This window comes from Simiaoa sunii, from assembly GCF_014337175.1.
GTDB classification, from domain to species: domain Bacteria; phylum Bacillota; class Clostridia; order Lachnospirales; family Lachnospiraceae; genus Acetatifactor; species Acetatifactor intestinalis.
Map to the genome: position 1 here is coordinate 674,647 of NZ_CP060633.1, position 17,769 is coordinate 692,415.

General features: G+C 47.7%; 16 protein-coding genes. 14 read left to right on the top strand and 2 right to left on the bottom strand.

Going from position 1 to position 17,769, the window contains the following annotated elements; genetic code table 11:
* Positions 1–38 precede the first annotated feature (38 nt).
* From H9Q77_RS03240 to H9Q77_RS03305, 14 genes are all read left to right on the top strand, one after another.
* Positions 39–1,220 carry a D-alanine--D-alanine ligase family protein gene (locus H9Q77_RS03240; protein WP_118547505.1) on the top strand — a complete coding sequence of 394 codons (1,182 nt, stop codon included), beginning with the start codon at positions 39–41 and terminating at the stop codon, positions 1,218–1,220.
* Positions 1,221–1,252: 32 nt separating this feature from the next.
* Complete coding sequence (locus tag H9Q77_RS03245; protein WP_118547506.1) at positions 1,253–2,371, top strand: PDDEXK nuclease domain-containing protein; 1,119 nt, start codon at positions 1,253–1,255, stop codon at positions 2,369–2,371.
* A 211-nt stretch (positions 2,372–2,582) separates the two neighbouring features.
* A complete protein-coding gene (locus tag H9Q77_RS03250) occupies positions 2,583–3,593 on the top strand; it encodes a DnaJ C-terminal domain-containing protein (RefSeq protein ID WP_118547507.1) in 1,011 nt (336 codons plus the stop codon).
* Between the two features lie 177 nt (positions 3,594–3,770).
* The gene (locus tag H9Q77_RS03255) at positions 3,771–5,234 is read left to right on the top strand and encodes an IS1182 family transposase (RefSeq protein ID WP_249326526.1); all 1,464 of its coding nucleotides are present in this window, start codon (positions 3,771–3,773) and stop codon (positions 5,232–5,234) included.
* Between the two features lie 181 nt (positions 5,235–5,415).
* Entirely contained in the window at positions 5,416–5,727 is a 312-nt protein-coding gene (locus tag H9Q77_RS03260) for a DUF6110 family protein (RefSeq protein ID WP_118547508.1), read from the top strand.
* Positions 5,728–5,799: 72 nt separating this feature from the next.
* A complete protein-coding gene (locus tag H9Q77_RS03265; protein WP_249326527.1) occupies positions 5,800–7,887 on the top strand; it encodes a heavy metal translocating P-type ATPase in 2,088 nt (695 codons plus the stop codon).
* Positions 7,888–8,135: 248 nt separating this feature from the next.
* Entirely contained in the window at positions 8,136–8,882 is a 747-nt protein-coding gene (sufC, locus tag H9Q77_RS03270) for a Fe-S cluster assembly ATPase SufC (RefSeq protein WP_118547509.1), read from the top strand.
* Positions 8,883–8,899: 17 nt separating this feature from the next.
* On the top strand, positions 8,900–10,312 hold the full coding sequence (sufB, locus tag H9Q77_RS03275; protein ID WP_249326528.1) for a Fe-S cluster assembly protein SufB: 1,413 nt from the start codon (positions 8,900–8,902) through the stop codon (positions 10,310–10,312).
* 14 nt (positions 10,313–10,326) lie between these two features.
* Positions 10,327–11,421 (top strand): SufB/SufD family protein, encoded by a 1,095-nt coding sequence (locus H9Q77_RS03280; RefSeq protein ID WP_022152744.1) that lies wholly within the window; start codon positions 10,327–10,329, stop codon positions 11,419–11,421.
* A gap of 23 nt (positions 11,422–11,444) precedes the next feature.
* Positions 11,445–12,668 carry an aminotransferase class V-fold PLP-dependent enzyme gene (locus tag H9Q77_RS03285; protein WP_283244805.1) on the top strand — a complete coding sequence of 408 codons (1,224 nt, stop codon included), beginning with the start codon at positions 11,445–11,447 and terminating at the stop codon, positions 12,666–12,668.
* The gene (gene sufU / locus H9Q77_RS03290; RefSeq protein ID WP_022152742.1) at positions 12,658–13,089 is read left to right on the top strand and encodes a Fe-S cluster assembly sulfur transfer protein SufU; all 432 of its coding nucleotides are present in this window, start codon (positions 12,658–12,660) and stop codon (positions 13,087–13,089) included. Before H9Q77_RS03285 ends, sufU begins: the two co-directional genes overlap by 11 nt.
* Positions 13,090–13,199: 110 nt before the next feature.
* Positions 13,200–13,517 (top strand): DUF1622 domain-containing protein, encoded by a 318-nt coding sequence (locus tag H9Q77_RS03295; RefSeq protein WP_117464798.1) that lies wholly within the window; start codon positions 13,200–13,202, stop codon positions 13,515–13,517.
* 294 nt (positions 13,518–13,811) lie between these two features.
* Complete coding sequence (locus H9Q77_RS03300) at positions 13,812–14,327, top strand: hypothetical protein (protein ID WP_154497442.1); 516 nt, start codon at positions 13,812–13,814, stop codon at positions 14,325–14,327.
* A gap of 31 nt (positions 14,328–14,358) precedes the next feature.
* Positions 14,359–16,092 carry a carbon starvation CstA family protein gene (locus tag H9Q77_RS03305; protein WP_022152739.1) on the top strand — a complete coding sequence of 578 codons (1,734 nt, stop codon included), beginning with the start codon at positions 14,359–14,361 and terminating at the stop codon, positions 16,090–16,092.
* Between the two features lie 141 nt (positions 16,093–16,233).
* On the opposite strand, the gene H9Q77_RS03310 is transcribed toward H9Q77_RS03305, so the two are convergent.
* Positions 16,234–17,076 (bottom strand): DegV family protein, encoded by an 843-nt coding sequence (locus H9Q77_RS03310; RefSeq protein WP_118551103.1) that lies wholly within the window; start codon positions 17,074–17,076, stop codon positions 16,234–16,236.
* A 54-nt stretch (positions 17,077–17,130) separates the two neighbouring features.
* Entirely contained in the window at positions 17,131–17,601 is a 471-nt protein-coding gene (locus tag H9Q77_RS03315; RefSeq protein ID WP_022152737.1) for a MarR family winged helix-turn-helix transcriptional regulator, read from the bottom strand.
* Positions 17,602–17,769 lie beyond the last annotated feature (168 nt).

The following is a 17,769-nucleotide window of genomic DNA, read 5'->3' on the forward strand; positions in this document are numbered from 1 at the left end:
AGTTGACAGAGAGTAGGAAAATTCAGGAGGGAAAATAAATGAAGACAAGAGTAGCAATGCTGTTTGGCGGCAAGAGTGTAGAACACGAGGTATCTGTGATCTCCGGCATCCAGGCTGTCATGAGCATGGACACAGACAAATACGAAGTGATCCCGGTCTATATGACCAAGCGTAATGAAATGTACATCGGTGAGGAGATCGGCAAGATCGAATCCTATAAAAATATCGACGAACTGTTGAAAAAATCCCAGAGAGTGATCATGACCAATGAGGATGGAAAGGTCTTCCTGACGCCATTCCCGGTGAAACTGTTTGGCGGGAAGAAACCGGTAGAGATCGACGTGGCTTTCCCCGTAGTCCACGGTACCAATGTGGAGGACGGCGCTTTCCAGGGTTACCTGAAGACCATGGGCATCCCCTTCGTGGGCTGTGATGTGACCGCATCCGCCATTGGTATGGACAAATACATCATGAAAGCTGTATTAAAAGAGTGTGATGTACCGGTACTGGATGCGCAGCTGTATACTCTGTCGGATTATGCGCAGATAGAGACTCTGCTCGACAAAGTGGAAAAAGGACTGGGATATCCGGTGATCGTAAAACCGGTCAACTTAGGCTCCAGCGTAGGCATCAGCGTAGCTAAAAATCGTGTGGAACTGACCCACTCCGTCGATGATGCGTTCAAGTATGCGACCAAAGTGCTGGTGGAGCACGCCATCACCAATTTACGTGAGATCAACTGCTCGGTACTGGGAGATGAGAATGACGCTATTGCTTCCGAGTGCGAAGAACCCCTGCACACCAAAGATATCTTAAGTTATGAAGATAAATACGTCAGCAATGCCAAGGGCAGCGGCTCCAAGGGCATGGCGAGCGTATCCCGCAAAATTCCGGCAGAACTGTCTCCGGAGAAGAGAGAAGAGGTGCGGGAACTGGCAGTCAGATCTTTCAAGGCGCTGGGCTGTAACGGTGTGTCCCGTATCGACTTTATGATTGACGAAGACAACGGCAAGCTGTATTTCAATGAGATCAACACGATCCCCGGATCTCTGGCATTTTATCTGTGGGAGCCGGTAGGAGTTCCTTACAAAGAGCTTCTGGACCGTATGATCCAGCTGTCTTTGAAGAGAGCCCGCACCGAGGAGAGACTGACCTTTACCTTTGACACCAATATCCTGAATTCCGCAAGCTTTGGCGGTTCTAAGGGTGGCAAATTGTAATAGCCGGTTTGATTGAAAAAGAGGTTGCTTTGATGGAAAAGAAACATTCTGAAAAAGGAAAAGCAAGTTTGGATTTAACAAGGCCAAAATTAAATAGAAATACGATTGTTTACCATGAAACAGGCGATTTATTTGCTGATACATGTGAAATCGTGGAGAGCGCACAAAGTATTGCGTATGCGGCTGTCGATACAATTCTGGTTCAAAGGAACTGGTTATTGGGGAAACGAATTGCTATAGAGTGTCTGGATGAAAATGGAAAAGCAGACTATGGCAAAAAAACTATGAAAAAGCTATCAGCGGAACTAAAAGAAAAATATGGTAAAGGATTTGATTTTAGTAGTCTTTATAAATATGTAAAATTTCATCAGGAATTTCCTCAAATTTTGGACTCACTGAGTCCAAAGTCTGGTCGACCTTTATCATGGACACATTATAGAATTTTGCTTCAGGAAACATCACCAGAGGCGCGGGCATGGTATACAAAAGAAGCACAGGAGCAAGCCTGGTCAGTTCGAACGTTGCAACGTAATATTTCTTCACAGTATTATTACCGAATACTCATGTCTCAAAATGCAGAATCAGTCGAAAAAGAAATGAAAGAGCTGACTGCTTCTTATCAGGCTGATAAGCTGGAATTTATCAAAAATCCAGTAATAGCTGAATTTCTCGGACTGTCTTCTAACACAGACTTTACAGAAAGTGATCTAGAGCAGAGAATTATCACGCATATTCAAAAATTTCTCATGGAATTGGGGAAGGGCTATGCATTTGTAGCGAGACAACAGCATATTCGAACTGAAAAAGAAGATTATTACATTGATCTTGTTTTTTACAATTACATTTTGAAGTGTTTTGTATTGATTGATTTAAAAACGTCGAAAATTACACATCAAGATGTGGGACAGATGGATATGTATATTCGTATGTATGATGAAATGAAACGAAATGAAGGAGATAATCCAACATTAGGGATTATTTTATGTTCCGATACAGACGAAGATATTGCAAAATATTCTATATTGCATGGGCACGAACAATTATTTGCATCTAAATATAAAACTTGCCTTCCATCAGAAGAACAGCTTCGGGAAGAGATTGAAATACAGAAGAGATTTTATTATTTACAGAAAGAAGACAAAGAAAATTAAAGATTTAATAAAAATTTTAGCACTCACCTCTTGCGAGTGCTAATCTATAGTGATAATATAATCTCTGTAAGAGGAACAAGCGACTGCAGCAGCAGACAATTGTTTGAAAAGAGATGTGAAGTGGTCAGCCGCGCAGGGAACTGTGTGGCTGATTTTTACATGGAAAACGTCTTGGTTGTGTGGCTCACCGGTTGGGCAGAATGGAGGGAATATGACGAAGACAACAAAAAGAGATTATTATGAAGTACTGGGTGTCAGCAAGACAGCGGACGCCGCAGCGATAAAAAAAGCATACCGGAAACTGGCGAAAAAATACCATCCGGATACCAATGCAGGAGACCCTGTGGCAGAGGAGAAGCTGAAGGAAGTCAACGAAGCTTACGATGTGCTGGGGGATGAAAAAAAGAAGAAACTATATGATACTTACGGTTTTGCTGCTTTCCAGGAGGGATTTAACGAGGAGGCAGCCAGACAGTATCAGGAGCAGTTTAAGAACGGAGGCGGCTTCGGTACCGATGGTTTCGGAGGCTTTGGCAACGGCACGTTCCATTACAGCACCGGAGGAAGCGGTTTCGGTACCGGTGATTTCGGCAGCTTCGGCGGGGATGAGGATATTTTTGACAATCTGTTCGGACAGTATTTCAAGGGACAGAAAGGCTCCGGACGGGGCAGCCGGGCGAACTACCGCAGTAAAGGTCAGGATGTGGAATCCGGCATCACCATCAGTTTTGACGAAGCAATGCATGGCTGCGACAAGACCTTTACCTTAAGAGATCCTGCTACCGGCAAGTCCGAATCCGTGCAGGTGCACATTCCGGCAGGTATCGATACCGGTAAAAGTATCCGCCTGAAAGGTAAGGGCGGTGAAGGTTACTCCGGCGGTGAGAGCGGTGACCTGTATCTGAAGGTGACGGTACAGGAGAAACCGGGCTGGGAGCGTAGAGGACAGGATCTGTATACCACAGTCAATATCCCCTATACTACTGCGGCCTTGGGCGGCGAGATCCGTGTGCCCACGTTGTACGGCGATGTCATGTGCAAAGTGAAGGAAGGTACGCAGTCCGGCAGCAAGATCCGTCTGAAAGGTAAGGGTGTGGTATCCATGAAGGATAAAAATGTCCATGGCGATCAGTATGTCGTGATCCAGATTCAGGTGCCTAAGAACCTGACCCCGGCAGCAAAAGAAAAATTACAGGAATACAAGAAGGTCAGTGGATTTTGATCCACTGGCCTCAGACTGTAGACAAAGCTCCCTCACAGGAAGGAGCTTTTCTTGTGTCATGACTGCAAAAATTATGTACTTACAAGCATATAAGAAGTAGTGAAAATGCCGTATTTACGGGACTTTTCACTACTTTTTTGGTATAATGAAAGTATCAAAATAAAGGCGGTGTTTCCTATGATGACACAGAATGCAGATAAGAAAAGAGAGCAGATTCAGATGTTCTGCATGGATGACCTTGTTCCGCAGGATCATCTGCTGCGCCTGATTGACCAGGCAATCGACTGGAGTTTTATCTATGATCTTGTGATTGATAAATACAGTGCAGACAATGGCCGCCCCAGCATGGATCCGGTCATGCTCATTAAAATTCCATTCATCCAGTATCTGTACGGCATCCGAAGTATGCGCCAGACAGTAAAAGAAATCGAAGTCAATGTCGCATACCGATGGTTCCTCGGTCTGGAAATGATGGACAAGGTTCCCCATTTCTCTACGTTTGGAAAGAATTATACCAGACGCTTTAAGGATACTGATCTTTTTGAACAGATCTTTTCCCGTATCCTGCAGGAATGCTATAAATACAGACTGATCGATCCTTCCGAGGTCTTCGTGGATGCCACCCATGTAAAAGCACGGGCAAACAGCAAAAAGATGCGGAAACGGATTGCAGATGAGGAAGCACTGTTCTTCGAAGAGCAGTTAAAGAAGGAAATCAACGAAGACCGGGAAGCGCATGGGAAAAAGCCTCTGAAAGAAAAGAAGGAAGATCCTAAAGATCCCCCCTCCTGTGGTGGCAGCTCTGATGGAAAAGAAGAAAAAACGGTCAAGGAAAGTACAACGGATCCGGAAAGCGGATGGTTCCGAAAGGGTGAGCATAAAAATGTTTTTGCGTATTCCGTGCAGACAGCCTGTGACAAAAACGGATGGATTCTGGGTTATAGTGTAAATCCCGGCAACCAGCATGACAGCCGGACATTTAAATCCCTGTATGATAAGATAAAAGACATTGGCATTCAGACACTGGTAACCGATGCAGGATACAAAACACCAGCGATAGCAAAGTTACTTCTGGATGATGGTATCACACCGCTTCTGCCGTATAAACGCCCCATGACCAAAGATGGTTTTTTCAAAAAAGCCGAGTATGTGTATGATGAATATTTTGACTGCTATGTATGCCCGAATGATCAGGTGCTGGCTTATCATACGACGAACCGTTCCGGATACCGGGAATACAAGATCTGCGGAATCGTCTGTGAAGGATGTCCATATCTGAAGCAGTGCACAGAAAGCAGGGATCATGTGAAGGTAGTGACCCGGCATATCTGGGAGCCGTACATGGAAAAGTGTGAGGATATCCGGCATACGATTGGGATGAAGGAAGTGTATGCGCAACGGAAAGAGACCGTAGAGCGCCTCTTCGGAACAGCAAAAGAAAACCACGGATTACGCTATACACAGATGATAGGAAAAGCCCGGATGGAAATGAAAGTCGGGCTTACGTTTGCCTGCATGAATCTGAAAAAACTGGCAAAGATGATAGCCAGGAAGGGAAAAAGGGGAGCCCAAAAGTGTTTATTATTGATCAAGTACACACTTTTTGAACCCAAAACAAGAAAAACGCTTCTGGAGTGCTGACCAAAAGCGTTTTGTCTACAGTCTGAGGTCAGTGGATTTTGATCCACTGGCCTTTAGTATTTTTAATAAATGATAAAATTTCTCATTAAACGAAAAAAACTGGAAATAGGAAAAACAGGTGCTTATAATATTCATTCATAAATAGAATAAACCAAAGACTTCACACAGGAGGAAATGAATTATGTTGAAATGTTTAAAAAAGATTGATAAAGCAAAAACCGGTATCTTCGCAGCAGGCGTTCTGTTCGGAACCGCCGGTATCAAGATTTTGTCCAGCAAGGATGCGAAGAAGCTGTACACCAACTGCACCGCAGCCGTTCTGCGTGCAAAGGAGTGTGTCATGAAGACTGCGACCACTATCCAGGAGAACGCAGAGGATATCTACGCAGAAGCTCAGCAGATCAACGAGGACAGAGCAGCACAGGCCGCAAAAGAGTACGATGGTGAAGCAGAAGCAGCAGAGGCTGAGATCACCGCAGCAGACGCTGAATAATTTACAAGACAGAATAACAGACACCTGCATGCTCCGGCATCGCAGGTGTTTTCATGAAAGCAGGCATAAACTATGAGATTTGTGATCAAGCATGAGATAAAGGGGAGACTCAGGGTTCACATTTTACAGAGCCGCATGAGCTTTGCGCAGGCAGATACACTGCAATACTATTTGGACGGACAGAGTAATATTGTCAGTGCCAAAATTCAGGAGCGCACCCTGGATGTTACGGTAGTCTATACCGGTTCCAGGGAGGAAGCATTGAAGACACTGGAGAATTTTACGTATCAGGGTACGGAAGTGCCGGAGAACTATCTTGCTAATTCCGGCAGAGAGATGAACCGGGAATATAAGGATCAGCTGATCAATAAAGTGGTAATGCATTATGGGATCAGGCTGTTTCTGCCCATGGATATCCGTTCCGTGATCACCACAGTGAAGTCTTTCAAATATCTCTGGCACGGCGTGAAGACTCTGGCGAAGGGCAAGATCGAAGTACCGGTACTGGATGCCACTGCTATCGGTGTATCTGTGCTGCGTGGTGATTACAACACCGCAGCCTCTGTGATGTTCCTGTTAGGCATCGGTGAGATTTTGGAGGAGTGGACGCACAAAAAGTCTGTCGGTGATCTGGCGAGGAGCATGTCCTTAAACATTGACAAGGTATGGGTTGTGAGCGACGGACAGGAGATCCTGGTGCCGTCCACATCCATTAAGCCGGGTGATCTGGTAAGGATCCACATGGGCAATGTGATCCCCTTCGACGGTACAGTGACGGACGGAGAAGGCATGGTGAACCAGGCATCGCTCACCGGAGAATCCGTTCCGGTGAGAAAAATTCCCGGTGGAACTGTCTATGCCGGAACTGTGGTAGAAGAAGGTGAACTGACTATCTGTGTGAAAGAAAACGGCGGTTCCAGCAAATATGAGAAGATCATGACCATGATCGAGGAATCCGAGAAGCTGAAATCCTCTCTGGAGGGTAAGGCAGAGCACCTGGCAGATAAGCTGGTACCCTATACTTTCTTAGGCACCGGTCTGGTATGGATGTTCACACGGAATGTGACCAAGGCATTATCCGTGCTGATGGTAGATTTCTCCTGCGCACTGAAGCTGTCCATGCCGTTAGCGGTATTGTCTGCGATCCGAGAGGCAAGCACCTACGAGATCACGGTAAAGGGCGGCAAATACTTAGAGGCTATGGCAGATGCCACGACCATCGTATTTGACAAGACTGGTACTCTGACCAAGGCACAGCCTACCGTGGCGGATGTGGTATCCTTTAACGGACAGCCCGCAGAGGAACTGCTTCGGATCGCCGCCTGCCTGGAGGAGCATTTCCCGCATTCCATGGCAAAGGCAGTGGTGCGGGAAGCAGCCCGCAAGGAGCTGGTACATGAAGAACTGCATACCAAAGTGGAATATATCGTAGCCCATGGAATCTCTTCTACTCTGAACGGCAAGAAGATCATCATCGGCAGCTACCATTTCGTATTTGAGGATGAGCAGGCACAGATCCCGGAGGGCAGGCAGGAGCTGTTCGATCAGCTGTCTGAGGAATACTCCCGCCTGTATATGGCAATAGACGGTAAGCTGGCTGCGGTGATCTATATCGAGGATCCTCTCAGAGAAGAGGCCGCTGAGGTGATCAGGCAGTTAAAAGGCCTGGGGATTGGCAAGGTCGTTATGATGACAGGCGATAGTGATCGTATCGCGAAATCCATTGCTAGAATCGTCGGTGTGGATGAGTATTATTCCGAAGTATTGCCGGAGGACAAGGCAAAGTTCGTGGAGCAGGAGAAGCAGGCAGGCCATAAGGTCATTATGATCGGTGATGGTATCAATGATTCCCCGGCATTGTCAGCGGCAGACGTAGGGATTGCTATCAGCGAGGGCGCACAGATCGCCAGAGAGATCGCGGATGTGACCATCGGTGCGGATAATTTACAGGAAGTAGCGACACTGAAGGAGCTGAGCAATGCCCTGATGGAGCGGATCCATAAAAATTATCGCATGATCGTAGGGATCAACACCGGACTGATCATTTTAGGTGTGGCAGGTATCATTCCTCCCACCACTTCCGCTCTTCTGCATAATACATCTACCCTGTGGATCAGCACCAAGAGCATGAAGAACCTTTTGGATAGAGAAGAAGCATAAAAAGAGAAAAAGCATAAAAAGAGAAAAAGCAAAGGCCATTGTGAGAGAAAAAGAGAACTCCTCGCAATGGCTTGTGTTTTACTTTATAGTAAGTTGCTGCTAACTAAAACATGTAATACAAAAAAATGTAATACAATTTGAATAGAATGTACGGCACTTTTGTAGGAATTATATGTTGCATATTTGCAGATGCTTGTATATAATGATATAGTAATTCCTAGTTGTACGCTAGAGATAGGAGGAAGTATATGTCAGAACAATTATTACAGGTGCGTAACTTGTCCGTAAGTGTAGAGGACAAGCCCATCCTTCATGGAATAGATTTAGAGGTTCGTCCCGGAGAGACCCATGTCCTCATGGGACCCAACGGTGCAGGCAAATCCACACTGGGTTACACCATCATGGGAAGTCCCCGTTATGAGGTGACCGGTGGTGAGATCCTGTTCAAAGGAAAACAATTATTGGAAGAGACCGCAGACCAGAGAGCCAAGGATGGTATTTTCCTGTCCTTCCAGAATCCCCTGGAGGTACCCGGAGTATCGCTTCGGAATTTCATCCGTAATGCCGTGGAACAGAGAAGCGGTTCCCGCATCAAGCTGTGGACCTTCAAAAAGGAACTGGAGCAGGCAATGGAAGTATTGCAGATGGATCCTTCCTACGGGGACCGTGATCTGAACGTGGGATTCTCCGGCGGTGAGAAGAAAAAGGCAGAGATCTTACAGTTACTTATGTTAAAACCCTCTCTGGCAATCTTAGATGAGACCGATTCCGGTCTGGATGTGGATGCGGTACGTACGGTATCCAAGGGTGTGGAAGAGTACCAGAAGGACAAAAAAGGTGCGCTGCTGATCATCACCCACAGCACCAGAATCCTGGAGTCTCTCCATGTGGACAAGACCCATGTGTTGGTGAATGGTAAGATCGTGGCATCCGGCGACGCTTCCCTGGTAGACGAGATCAACGAGCATGGTTTCGAACGTTTTCTGGAAGCATAAGGAGGTTGACGATCTGAATGAGTGAACGTGAAAAGACATACGTGGAAGACGTCAACAGAAGCATTTATGATATCCGTAATGAGGAGAAGGACGTCTATCGTATTAAAAAGGGACTGACTCCCAATATTGTGGCGGAGATTTCCGAGAAAAAGAAGGATCCCGCATGGATGGCAAATTTCAGATTACAGTCTCTGCAGATCTATAATGAGATGGAAGTTCCCGACTGGGGTCCCTCTATTGAGGGTCTGAACATGGAAGACATCGTAACCTATGTAAAACCTAATACCCATATGAGCGCCAAATGGTCCGAAGTGCCGGAGGACATCAAGGATACCTTCGAAAAATTGGGGATCCCACAGGCGGAGCGGAAGTCCCTCGCCGGTGTGGGGGCACAATATGATTCCGAACTGGTATATCACAATGTCAGAGAAGAAGTGGCAGCCCAGGGCGTAGTCTATACCGATATGGAGAGTGCCCTGAACGGGGAATATGCGGATATGGTGCGGAAACATTTCATGAAGCTGGTGACCCCCAGAGACCACAAATTCGCAGCGCTGCACGGTGCTGTGTGGTCCGGTGGTTCCTTCGTATATGTTCCCCCCGGAGTGTCCGTGACGATCCCCTTACAGTCCTATTTTCGACTGAACGCACCGGGAGCCGGACAGTTCGAGCATACCCTGATCATTGTGGACGAGGGTGCATACCTGCATTTTATCGAGGGCTGTTCCGCCCCGAAGTACAACGTGGCGAACCTCCATGCCGGCTGTGTGGAGCTGTTCGTGGGGAAAAATGCAAAACTGCGTTACTCCACCATCGAGAACTGGTCCAAGAATATGTATAACCTGAACACCAAGCGGGCGCTGGTGGAAGAAGGCGGTACCATAGAATGGGTATCCGGTTCCTTCGGATCCCACGTATCCTATCTGTACCCCATGAGCGTGTTGAACGGTAAGGGAGCGAGAGCGGAATTTACCGGTATTACTTTCGCCGGAGCCGGTCAGAATCTGGATACCGGTACGAAAGTGGTTCACAATGCACCGGAGACCACTTCTTATATCAACACGAAGTCCATCTCCAAGGATGGCGGGATCAGTACGTTCCGAAGCTCCGTGGTAGTGAAGAACAGTGCGGCAAAGAGTAAATCTGCGGTATCCTGTCAGTCCCTGATGCTGGATGATAAGTCCCGCTCCGATACCATCCCGGCGATGGATATCCGTACCCAGGATGCCGATATCGGGCATGAGGCGAAGATCGGCAGGATCAGCGACGAGGCAGTGTTCTATCTGATGTCCCGCGGCATCTCCGAGGAGGACGCCAGAGCCATGATCGTCAGCGGCTTCGCGGACAATGTATCGAAGGAGCTGCCGTTGGAATATGCGGTAGAGATGAACAACCTGATCCGCCTGGAGATGAAAGGCAGCATCGGGTAAAGGGAGGACAGAATATGGAAAAAGAATATAATATGACCATCAACCGACTGCCCTCTAAGACATGGAACTGGCTTCGTATGAATGAGACGCAGTTGGAGAGAATAGAGATCCCCGCGGCCGGAGAGGCAAAAGTCACTCTGCCGGAGAAGATAACGACCGCTGAAAACGAAGGCTCTAAGCCCTGGAATGCGGATTTTGTAGGGATTGCCTCCGGTATGGGGGAAGATATGGACGGTCTGCTTGCCGCAGCGGGAGTAAAAGCAAAACATTATGAGGTGCCCGCGGATGTGACAGAGGTGCAGCCGTTACTGCTTGATTATGCCTATGCACAGAACAGCTTACAGGCGGGAGCTGTAGCGGTAAAAGCAGGTAAAAACAGTGAGATCACCGTGATCGAGGACTTTGCTTCCGACAGGGAGACGTCAGGTCAGGCAGCGGTATCCACCAGACTGTATCTGGAAGAAGGCGCGAAGCTCCGGCTGATCCAGGTGCAGAGACTGGGCAGTGATTTTACTTTTATGAATGATATCGGTGCCCTGTGTGAGGAGAAGGCTTCCCTGGAAGTGATCCAGCTGATCCTGGGCGGTAAAAATACGTATTTAGGATGCAAGACCACTCTGCAGGGCAGAGAGAGCAGCGTGAACACGGATACCGCCTATATCGTAGACGGCGAAGGCAGACTGGATATGAATTATGTGGCTCTGCATGAGGGGAAAAAGACCCAGAGTAATATGCAGGCCGGAGGCGTATTAAGAGATCATGCCTTCAAATTATACCGCGGCACCATTGACTTCAAATGGGGTGCCAAGGGTGCGGTAGGCAATGAAAAAGAGGACGTACTGTTATTGTCCAATGATGTGGTGAACCAGACCATTCCCCTGATCCTCTGTGCGGAGGAAGATGTGGAAGGCAATCACGGCGCCACCATCGGTAAGCTGGATGATGAGCTGCTGTTCTACTTAGAGAGCCGCGGCATGAACAGAGAGCAGATCTATGAGATGATGGCGATGGCGAAGGTGGATGCGGTCTGCCGTAAGATCCCTGACGCTTCCACACAGGCAAAGGTACAAAAGTTCCTGGGCAGAGCCGTGGAAGAAGAGGAAGCGTAAAGAGTAAGATAACAGGAGGAAGTATGAGTATTTCAGTCAACGAGATCCGCAAGGATTTTCCTCTGCTGGAGAATCAGAAAGTGATCTATCTGGATACCGCAGCGACTTCACAGAAGCCGGCCTGTGTCCTGGAAGCAGAGCGGGAATTTTATGAAAAATACAATGCCAATCCCCTGCGCGGATTATACGAGCTGGGAGAGGCGGCAACCGAAAAATACGAAGAAGCCAGAGAGACGGTAAGGGAGTTTTTGAATGCGAAGGAAGCGGCGGAGATCATCTTCGTCCGCAATGCCACGGAAGGTTTAAACCTGGTGGCGTACAGTTTCGGATCCCTGGTACTGAAACCGGGAGATGAGATCCTGGTGAGCATTATGGAGCATCACAGCAATCTCCTGCCCTGGCAGCAGGCGGCAGCCAGGACCGGAGCGGTGGTGAAGTATCTGGAGTGCGCCGAAGACGGAAAATATACCGAGGAAGCTTTTAAGGAGGCACTGAGCGACCGAACGAAGATCGTTGCCATGACCCAGGTATCCAATGTGCTGGGCTGCAAAAATGATATCAAGCGTTTTGCACAGCTGGCACATGAGGCAGGCGCTTATTTCGTGGCAGACGGAGCCCAGAGCGTGCCCCATATGGCAGTGGACGTACAGGATCTGAATGTGGATTTTCTGGCATTTTCCGGGCATAAAATGTACGCTCCCATGGGAATCGGTGTGTTATATGCGAAGAGAGAGCTGTTAGAGCAGATGCCCCCGTTTTTATGCGGTGGAGAAATGATCGATTCCGTCAGCCGTACAGGAGCCGTGTGGGCAGAGGTGCCTCATAAGTTCGAGGCAGGTACGGTGAACGGTGCCGGTGCTTATGCCCTCGCAGAGGCTATCCGTTATGTGCAGAAGATCGGCTTTGATTTCATCGAAGAGAGAGAAGCAAAGCTGACAAAACTGTTGATGGATGGGATGAAGGAGATCCCTGCGGTGCATATTTTAGGATCACAGAAAGCGGAGGATCATCACGGTATCGTGACATTTAAGCTGGACGGCGTGCATCCCCATGATGTGGCATCTGTTTTAGATGCAGATCACATCGCAGTCCGGGCGGGACATCACTGCGCCCAGCCGTTACTACAGCACCTGAGAGTGTTGTCTACCACCAGAGTGAGTCTGGGTGTCTACAATACGGAAGAAGAGATACAGGCATTTTTAACAAGTCTTGCCGGGATAAGGAGACAGATGGGCTATGGAGAATAAAACGTTTTATAATGAGATCCTGACGGAGCACAACCTGCATCCGTATCACAAGCACAAGCTGGAGGATGCGAACCTGGTGTTAGAAGGTGTCAATCCCAGCTGCGGCGATGATATTTTTCTGGAACTGAAGGTGGAGGACGGTGTAGTCGTGGACGGTGCCTTTGAAGGAGACGGCTGTGCCATCTCCCAGGCTTCCGCGGACATGATGCTGGAACTGGTCATTGGTAGAAGTAAGGAAGAGGCACTGCATCTGGCAGATCTGTTCCTGAAAATGATCAAGGGAAGTATCACCGATGAAGAGAAGGATGAGCTGGAAGAGGCCTCCGTATTGCAGGATATCGCCCACATGCCTGCCAGGGTAAAATGCGCGGTGCTTGGCTGGCATACTATGCAGGAATTATTGAAAACAGAAGAAAAATAGCTGATAAAAAGATAAAGATACATCTTGCACGCCCTTTTTGGATACGCTACAATGAAAAAAGAAGTGTAAGTAAAGCGGGGGGGCTGTGCATGTTCCACATAGAGCTTATCATTGAATTCCTGGAAAACGTGATGAACAATATTGTCCAGGTGGCAATACTGTTCTTTGAATTTGTCGGAGTGATCGTTATTATTCTCTCCGGTCTGAAAGGGTTTTATAATTATGTGCGGCGGGTGCCGGATATGAAGATCACCTTGGCGCAGGGGCTTGCTGTAGGGTTGGAATTCAAGTTGTGCAGTGAGATCCTTAAGACCGTTATTGTCAGAGACTGGAAGGAGATCGTTACCGTAGCCGGTATCATCGGACTTCGTGCGGCACTGACCTTCCTGATCCATTGGGAGATCAAGGAAGAGAAGAATCATTCCTAAAAATCGGCAGCTGATGAAAATCGGCTGCTTTTTTTAGAATGATTTCCGGTTACCCAACAAAAGTCAATAAGTTTATCCAGATAAAGAGATTAAATTTGTAATGGTATATAGGTTAAATTTGCACCTTGGAAAAAAGCTGTCAGAGGACTAACATATAACGATAAAGTATGTATTTATAAAAAAAGTGTAAAGAAATGCTAAAAAATCCGTTGTATTTGACACTTCGACGTGCTAAAGTTATCAATAGCATGAACGTAAATGTAATCGATTACGCATGCTTAAAAGGAAAGCAGAATGGAATTACAAAAGACACTTACTCCCGGGGAAGCGCTGGAACGCGTCCTGCGATCTTATCAGACCTACTACAATATCAAAACAGAGGCTGTAGAACCGCCATTCGCAGCCGAAGCAATCTTCGGATCCCATAATGAGCAGTATTTTCTGATCAAGAAAGCCAAGGTGGCAGATATTGACACCAACGAGACAGTGTATTTTGCCACAGAAGAATCTTTATCTAAGGAACGTCTTCTGGAACTGGACGCTATCGCCTGGGAGCGGGGAACTGCAAATGTGCAGCCGTCTTCCAATCACAGGAACAGTGATGTCGTCCTGATCATTCTGACCGCTCATGCCGGGGAGGATGCTCTCGCACAGGTGAAAAAGTGCAGGCATTATCAGAGTTACCTCTGGGGATTCCATGGCTGGAGCAATTATCGTCTGATTGTCGCCGAGCTGTCTTCGGGTCGGATCGTCCACAACCGCCACGGACAGATTCTGAAGAAACTCGTAAAAAAGGCAATGATAAATTAAATCTGTGTATTTAAGAAAAGGAGAAACACAAATGACAGCATTATTAATCGTTGTAGCCGCTATTGTACTGTTGTTTATCGGCTATGTGTTCTATGGCTCCTGGCTGGCAAAACAGTGGGGTATCGATCCTACCAAGAAGACTCCTGCAATTGAGAAGGAAGATGGTGTGGATTACGTTGCAGCTAAGCCTGCCGTACTTATGGGTCATCATTTTTCATCTATCGCCGGAGCAGGCCCGATCAACGGACCGATTCAGGCTTCCATCTTCGGATGGGTTCCCGTATTCCTGTGGTGTATCATCGGTGGTATTTTCTTCGGCGGTCTGCAGGACTTCGGATCTTTATTCGCATCTATCAGACATGACGGTAAATCTGTAGGTGAGATCATCGAGGATTCCATGGGATCCAGAGCTAAGAAGCTTTTCATCATCTTCGCACTTCTGGTGCTGATCCTGGTAATCGCTTCCTTCGTTAACATTGTGGCAGGTACTTTCCTGACCCTGGCGGATGATGCCGGCAAGACCGCTTTCGGTTTTGTGACCAATCCTACCGGTAATCAGTCTACCGCAATGATCTCTCTGCTGTTCATCGTTCTGGCTGTTATTTATGGTTATGTGACCAACAGAATGGGCGTTAAGACTCTGCCCGCTACCATCGGTGGTATCATCTGTATCGTAGCTATTACTGTTTTAGGTCTGAACGTTGGATTTGCAATGAACCGTATCGCATGGATCGTATTTGTAGGTGTTTACATCGCAGTGGCTTCCCTGGTTCCCGTATGGATCCTGTTACAGCCCCGTGACTACCTGTCCAGTTTCCTGCTGTATGCTATGATCGGTCTGGCATTCATCGGTGTCGTTGCCGGTGCTTTCACCGGTACTGTCGCATTCGATATCCCTGCGTTTAATGGCTGGGAGCCCAAGGCAGGACAGACATTGTTCCCTATGCTGTTCATCACTGTAGCATGTGGTGCATGTTCCGGTTTCCACAGCCTGATCGCTACCGGTACTTCTTCCAAGCAGTTAGCGAACGAGAAGGATGCCAAGGCTATCGGTTACGGCTCCATGCTGATCGAGTCTGCTCTGGGTATCATCGCGCTGGTAGCAGTCGGTGCAGTATATCAGAAGTATTTAAACGGTGAGTTCGGATCTCCCGCAGCTGCATTCGCTGCAGGTATTGCATCCATGTTCGGTACCGAGACCTCCAAGGCATACGGTACGATCTACGCACTGCTCACACTGTCTGTATCCGTATTCGCACTGACCAGTCTGGATACCGGTACCCGTCTGAGCCGTTTCATGTTCTCCGAGCTGTTCCTGAAGGAAGGCGAAGCTACTTACAAGGATGCCAAGGGCGCACGTAAGGTGCTGGCTCATCCTCTGTTCGGTACTGTATCCATGGTACTGATCGGCTGTATCCTCGGCGGTCTGTCCTTAAGCCAGATCTGGGGTCTGTTTGGTGCAGCGAACCAGCTGCTCGCAGGTATCGCTCTGATGGCAGTAGCTGCATGGCTGGGTGAAGTTGGCAAGAACAACAAGATGTTCTTCTTCCCTATGGTATTCATGCTTGCTGCAACCCTGACCAGCCTGGTGATCACCGTGATCAACAAGTGCAAGGCGATCGGTGCCGGCACTGCTGCATGGGGTGACTGGTTCCAGCTGTTCTTCGCAGCTGCAATGGCAGTTCTGGCAATCTTCCTGGTAGTGGAAGGTGCACGGACCTTCGTTAAGCAGATGAAAGAGAAGAAAGCAAAGAAAGCTGCTTGATCAGAGAAGCAAAAGAAAAATAAAAGAAATCCCGGAGACTGTGAAAGCCTTCGGGATTTTTTTGATCAGTGTGACAGCCCGCATCGTAACATCCGGAAGGTTGCGGCTGTTCTTGAGTAAATGGAAAGAATTATAATAGGTTTAATGTTCGAAGAAGGCAACCGCAACAGCTCCGGGGCCTACATGGGTTCCGATGGTGGCTCCCAGAGTGCTGATGGGAAGTTCCTTTGCGTAATCCTTCCACAGATGTTCGCTGTCGTGAATGTATTTTTGCAACAGCTCATCACTCAGACCGGTATAACCCAGACAGAAAGGACGGGAGAAATCTACACCGTCAGCTTTTTCTATCTCACGGATCAGGAAGTTACTGCCGTTTTTAGAGCCGCGGGCTTTCCCGAGCATAATGATCTCACCGTCTGAGACAGCGACCACAGGCTTGATGGCCAGTGCACCGCCGATGAATGCCACGGTAGAGGAGATACGTCCGCCTTTTTTCAGATATTCCAAGGTGTCCAGAAGTCCCATGGTGTGGATCTTGGATTTCTCCTTTTCGAGAATGCTGACAATTTCTTCTGCGGATTTCCCCTGATCCTTTAATTGCAGACCATACTCTACCAGAATGCGTTCTCCTATGGTGGCATTCATGCTGTCTACGACGAATACCTTACCCTCATAATCTTCAGCAGCGATCCGGGCACTCTGGCAGGTGCCGGACAATTTACCGGAGATGGTGATCACGATGACGGTCTCCCCCGCGGAGACTGCCTGCTCATAAGCGTCTTCAAAGACAGCGGGAGATACCAGGCTGGTGGTGGGGAGAGTGTCACATTCGATCAGCTTTTCGTAGAATTCTCTGTGACTGATGGTGACTCCGTCAGCATATTCGTCGTCGCCGAAGCGGATGTGCAGCGGCAGGATGGTGACATCCTCCCTGGGGTGGTTCATATCAGATGCGGAGTCTGTGATAAAACGTATTTTTTCCATGATAGTATTCCTATTCTTTTTATTATAGTTTGGCAGCTAAATGTTTCTTCCTGCTTATTTTTTGGGTGGATGTTCGGAAGGGAACTCAGCAAGGTACTGTTCCAGATTATGGGAGATCCTCTCCAGGGAATCGTAGAGATTCACCCGCTGTTCCTCTGTCATGCCGTCTCCGCCGTGAGCCAGTGCAGAGTAGATCCGGGAACCGATTTTTTTGACTACAGTGCTGCCTTCCTCGGTCAGATAATATAAAGTACGGTAGGAACGCTTGTTTTCCGGCAACTCACAGGACACCAGGCCTTTAGCACTTAACTGGCTTAATGTCCGGGAAATGGCAGCTTTATCTTCCTTACAAAGCTCTGTCAGCTGTGTGGCAGTCAGCCCCTCCGGATGTTTTCCCAGGTGATACAGACACATAGTGTAACCTGCTTTTAAGTCTAATTGCCCCATTTCCAGTTCTTTTAATTTCTGCAGATAACGGTGCAATTCCGTGATCGATACAACGAATCTTTCAAAACGATCCTGCATGGACAATCCTCCTATAAAATGTTGATGAAACAACAACTCTATGAAGTGTAGCACATGAATGTTGACAAGTCAACAACCAAAAAGTTTGATAAATAGTTGACAATCTCAAAAAATCGCGCTATATCTAATGAAAAGGATAATAATAAACAATACATAGCGGAAAGGAAG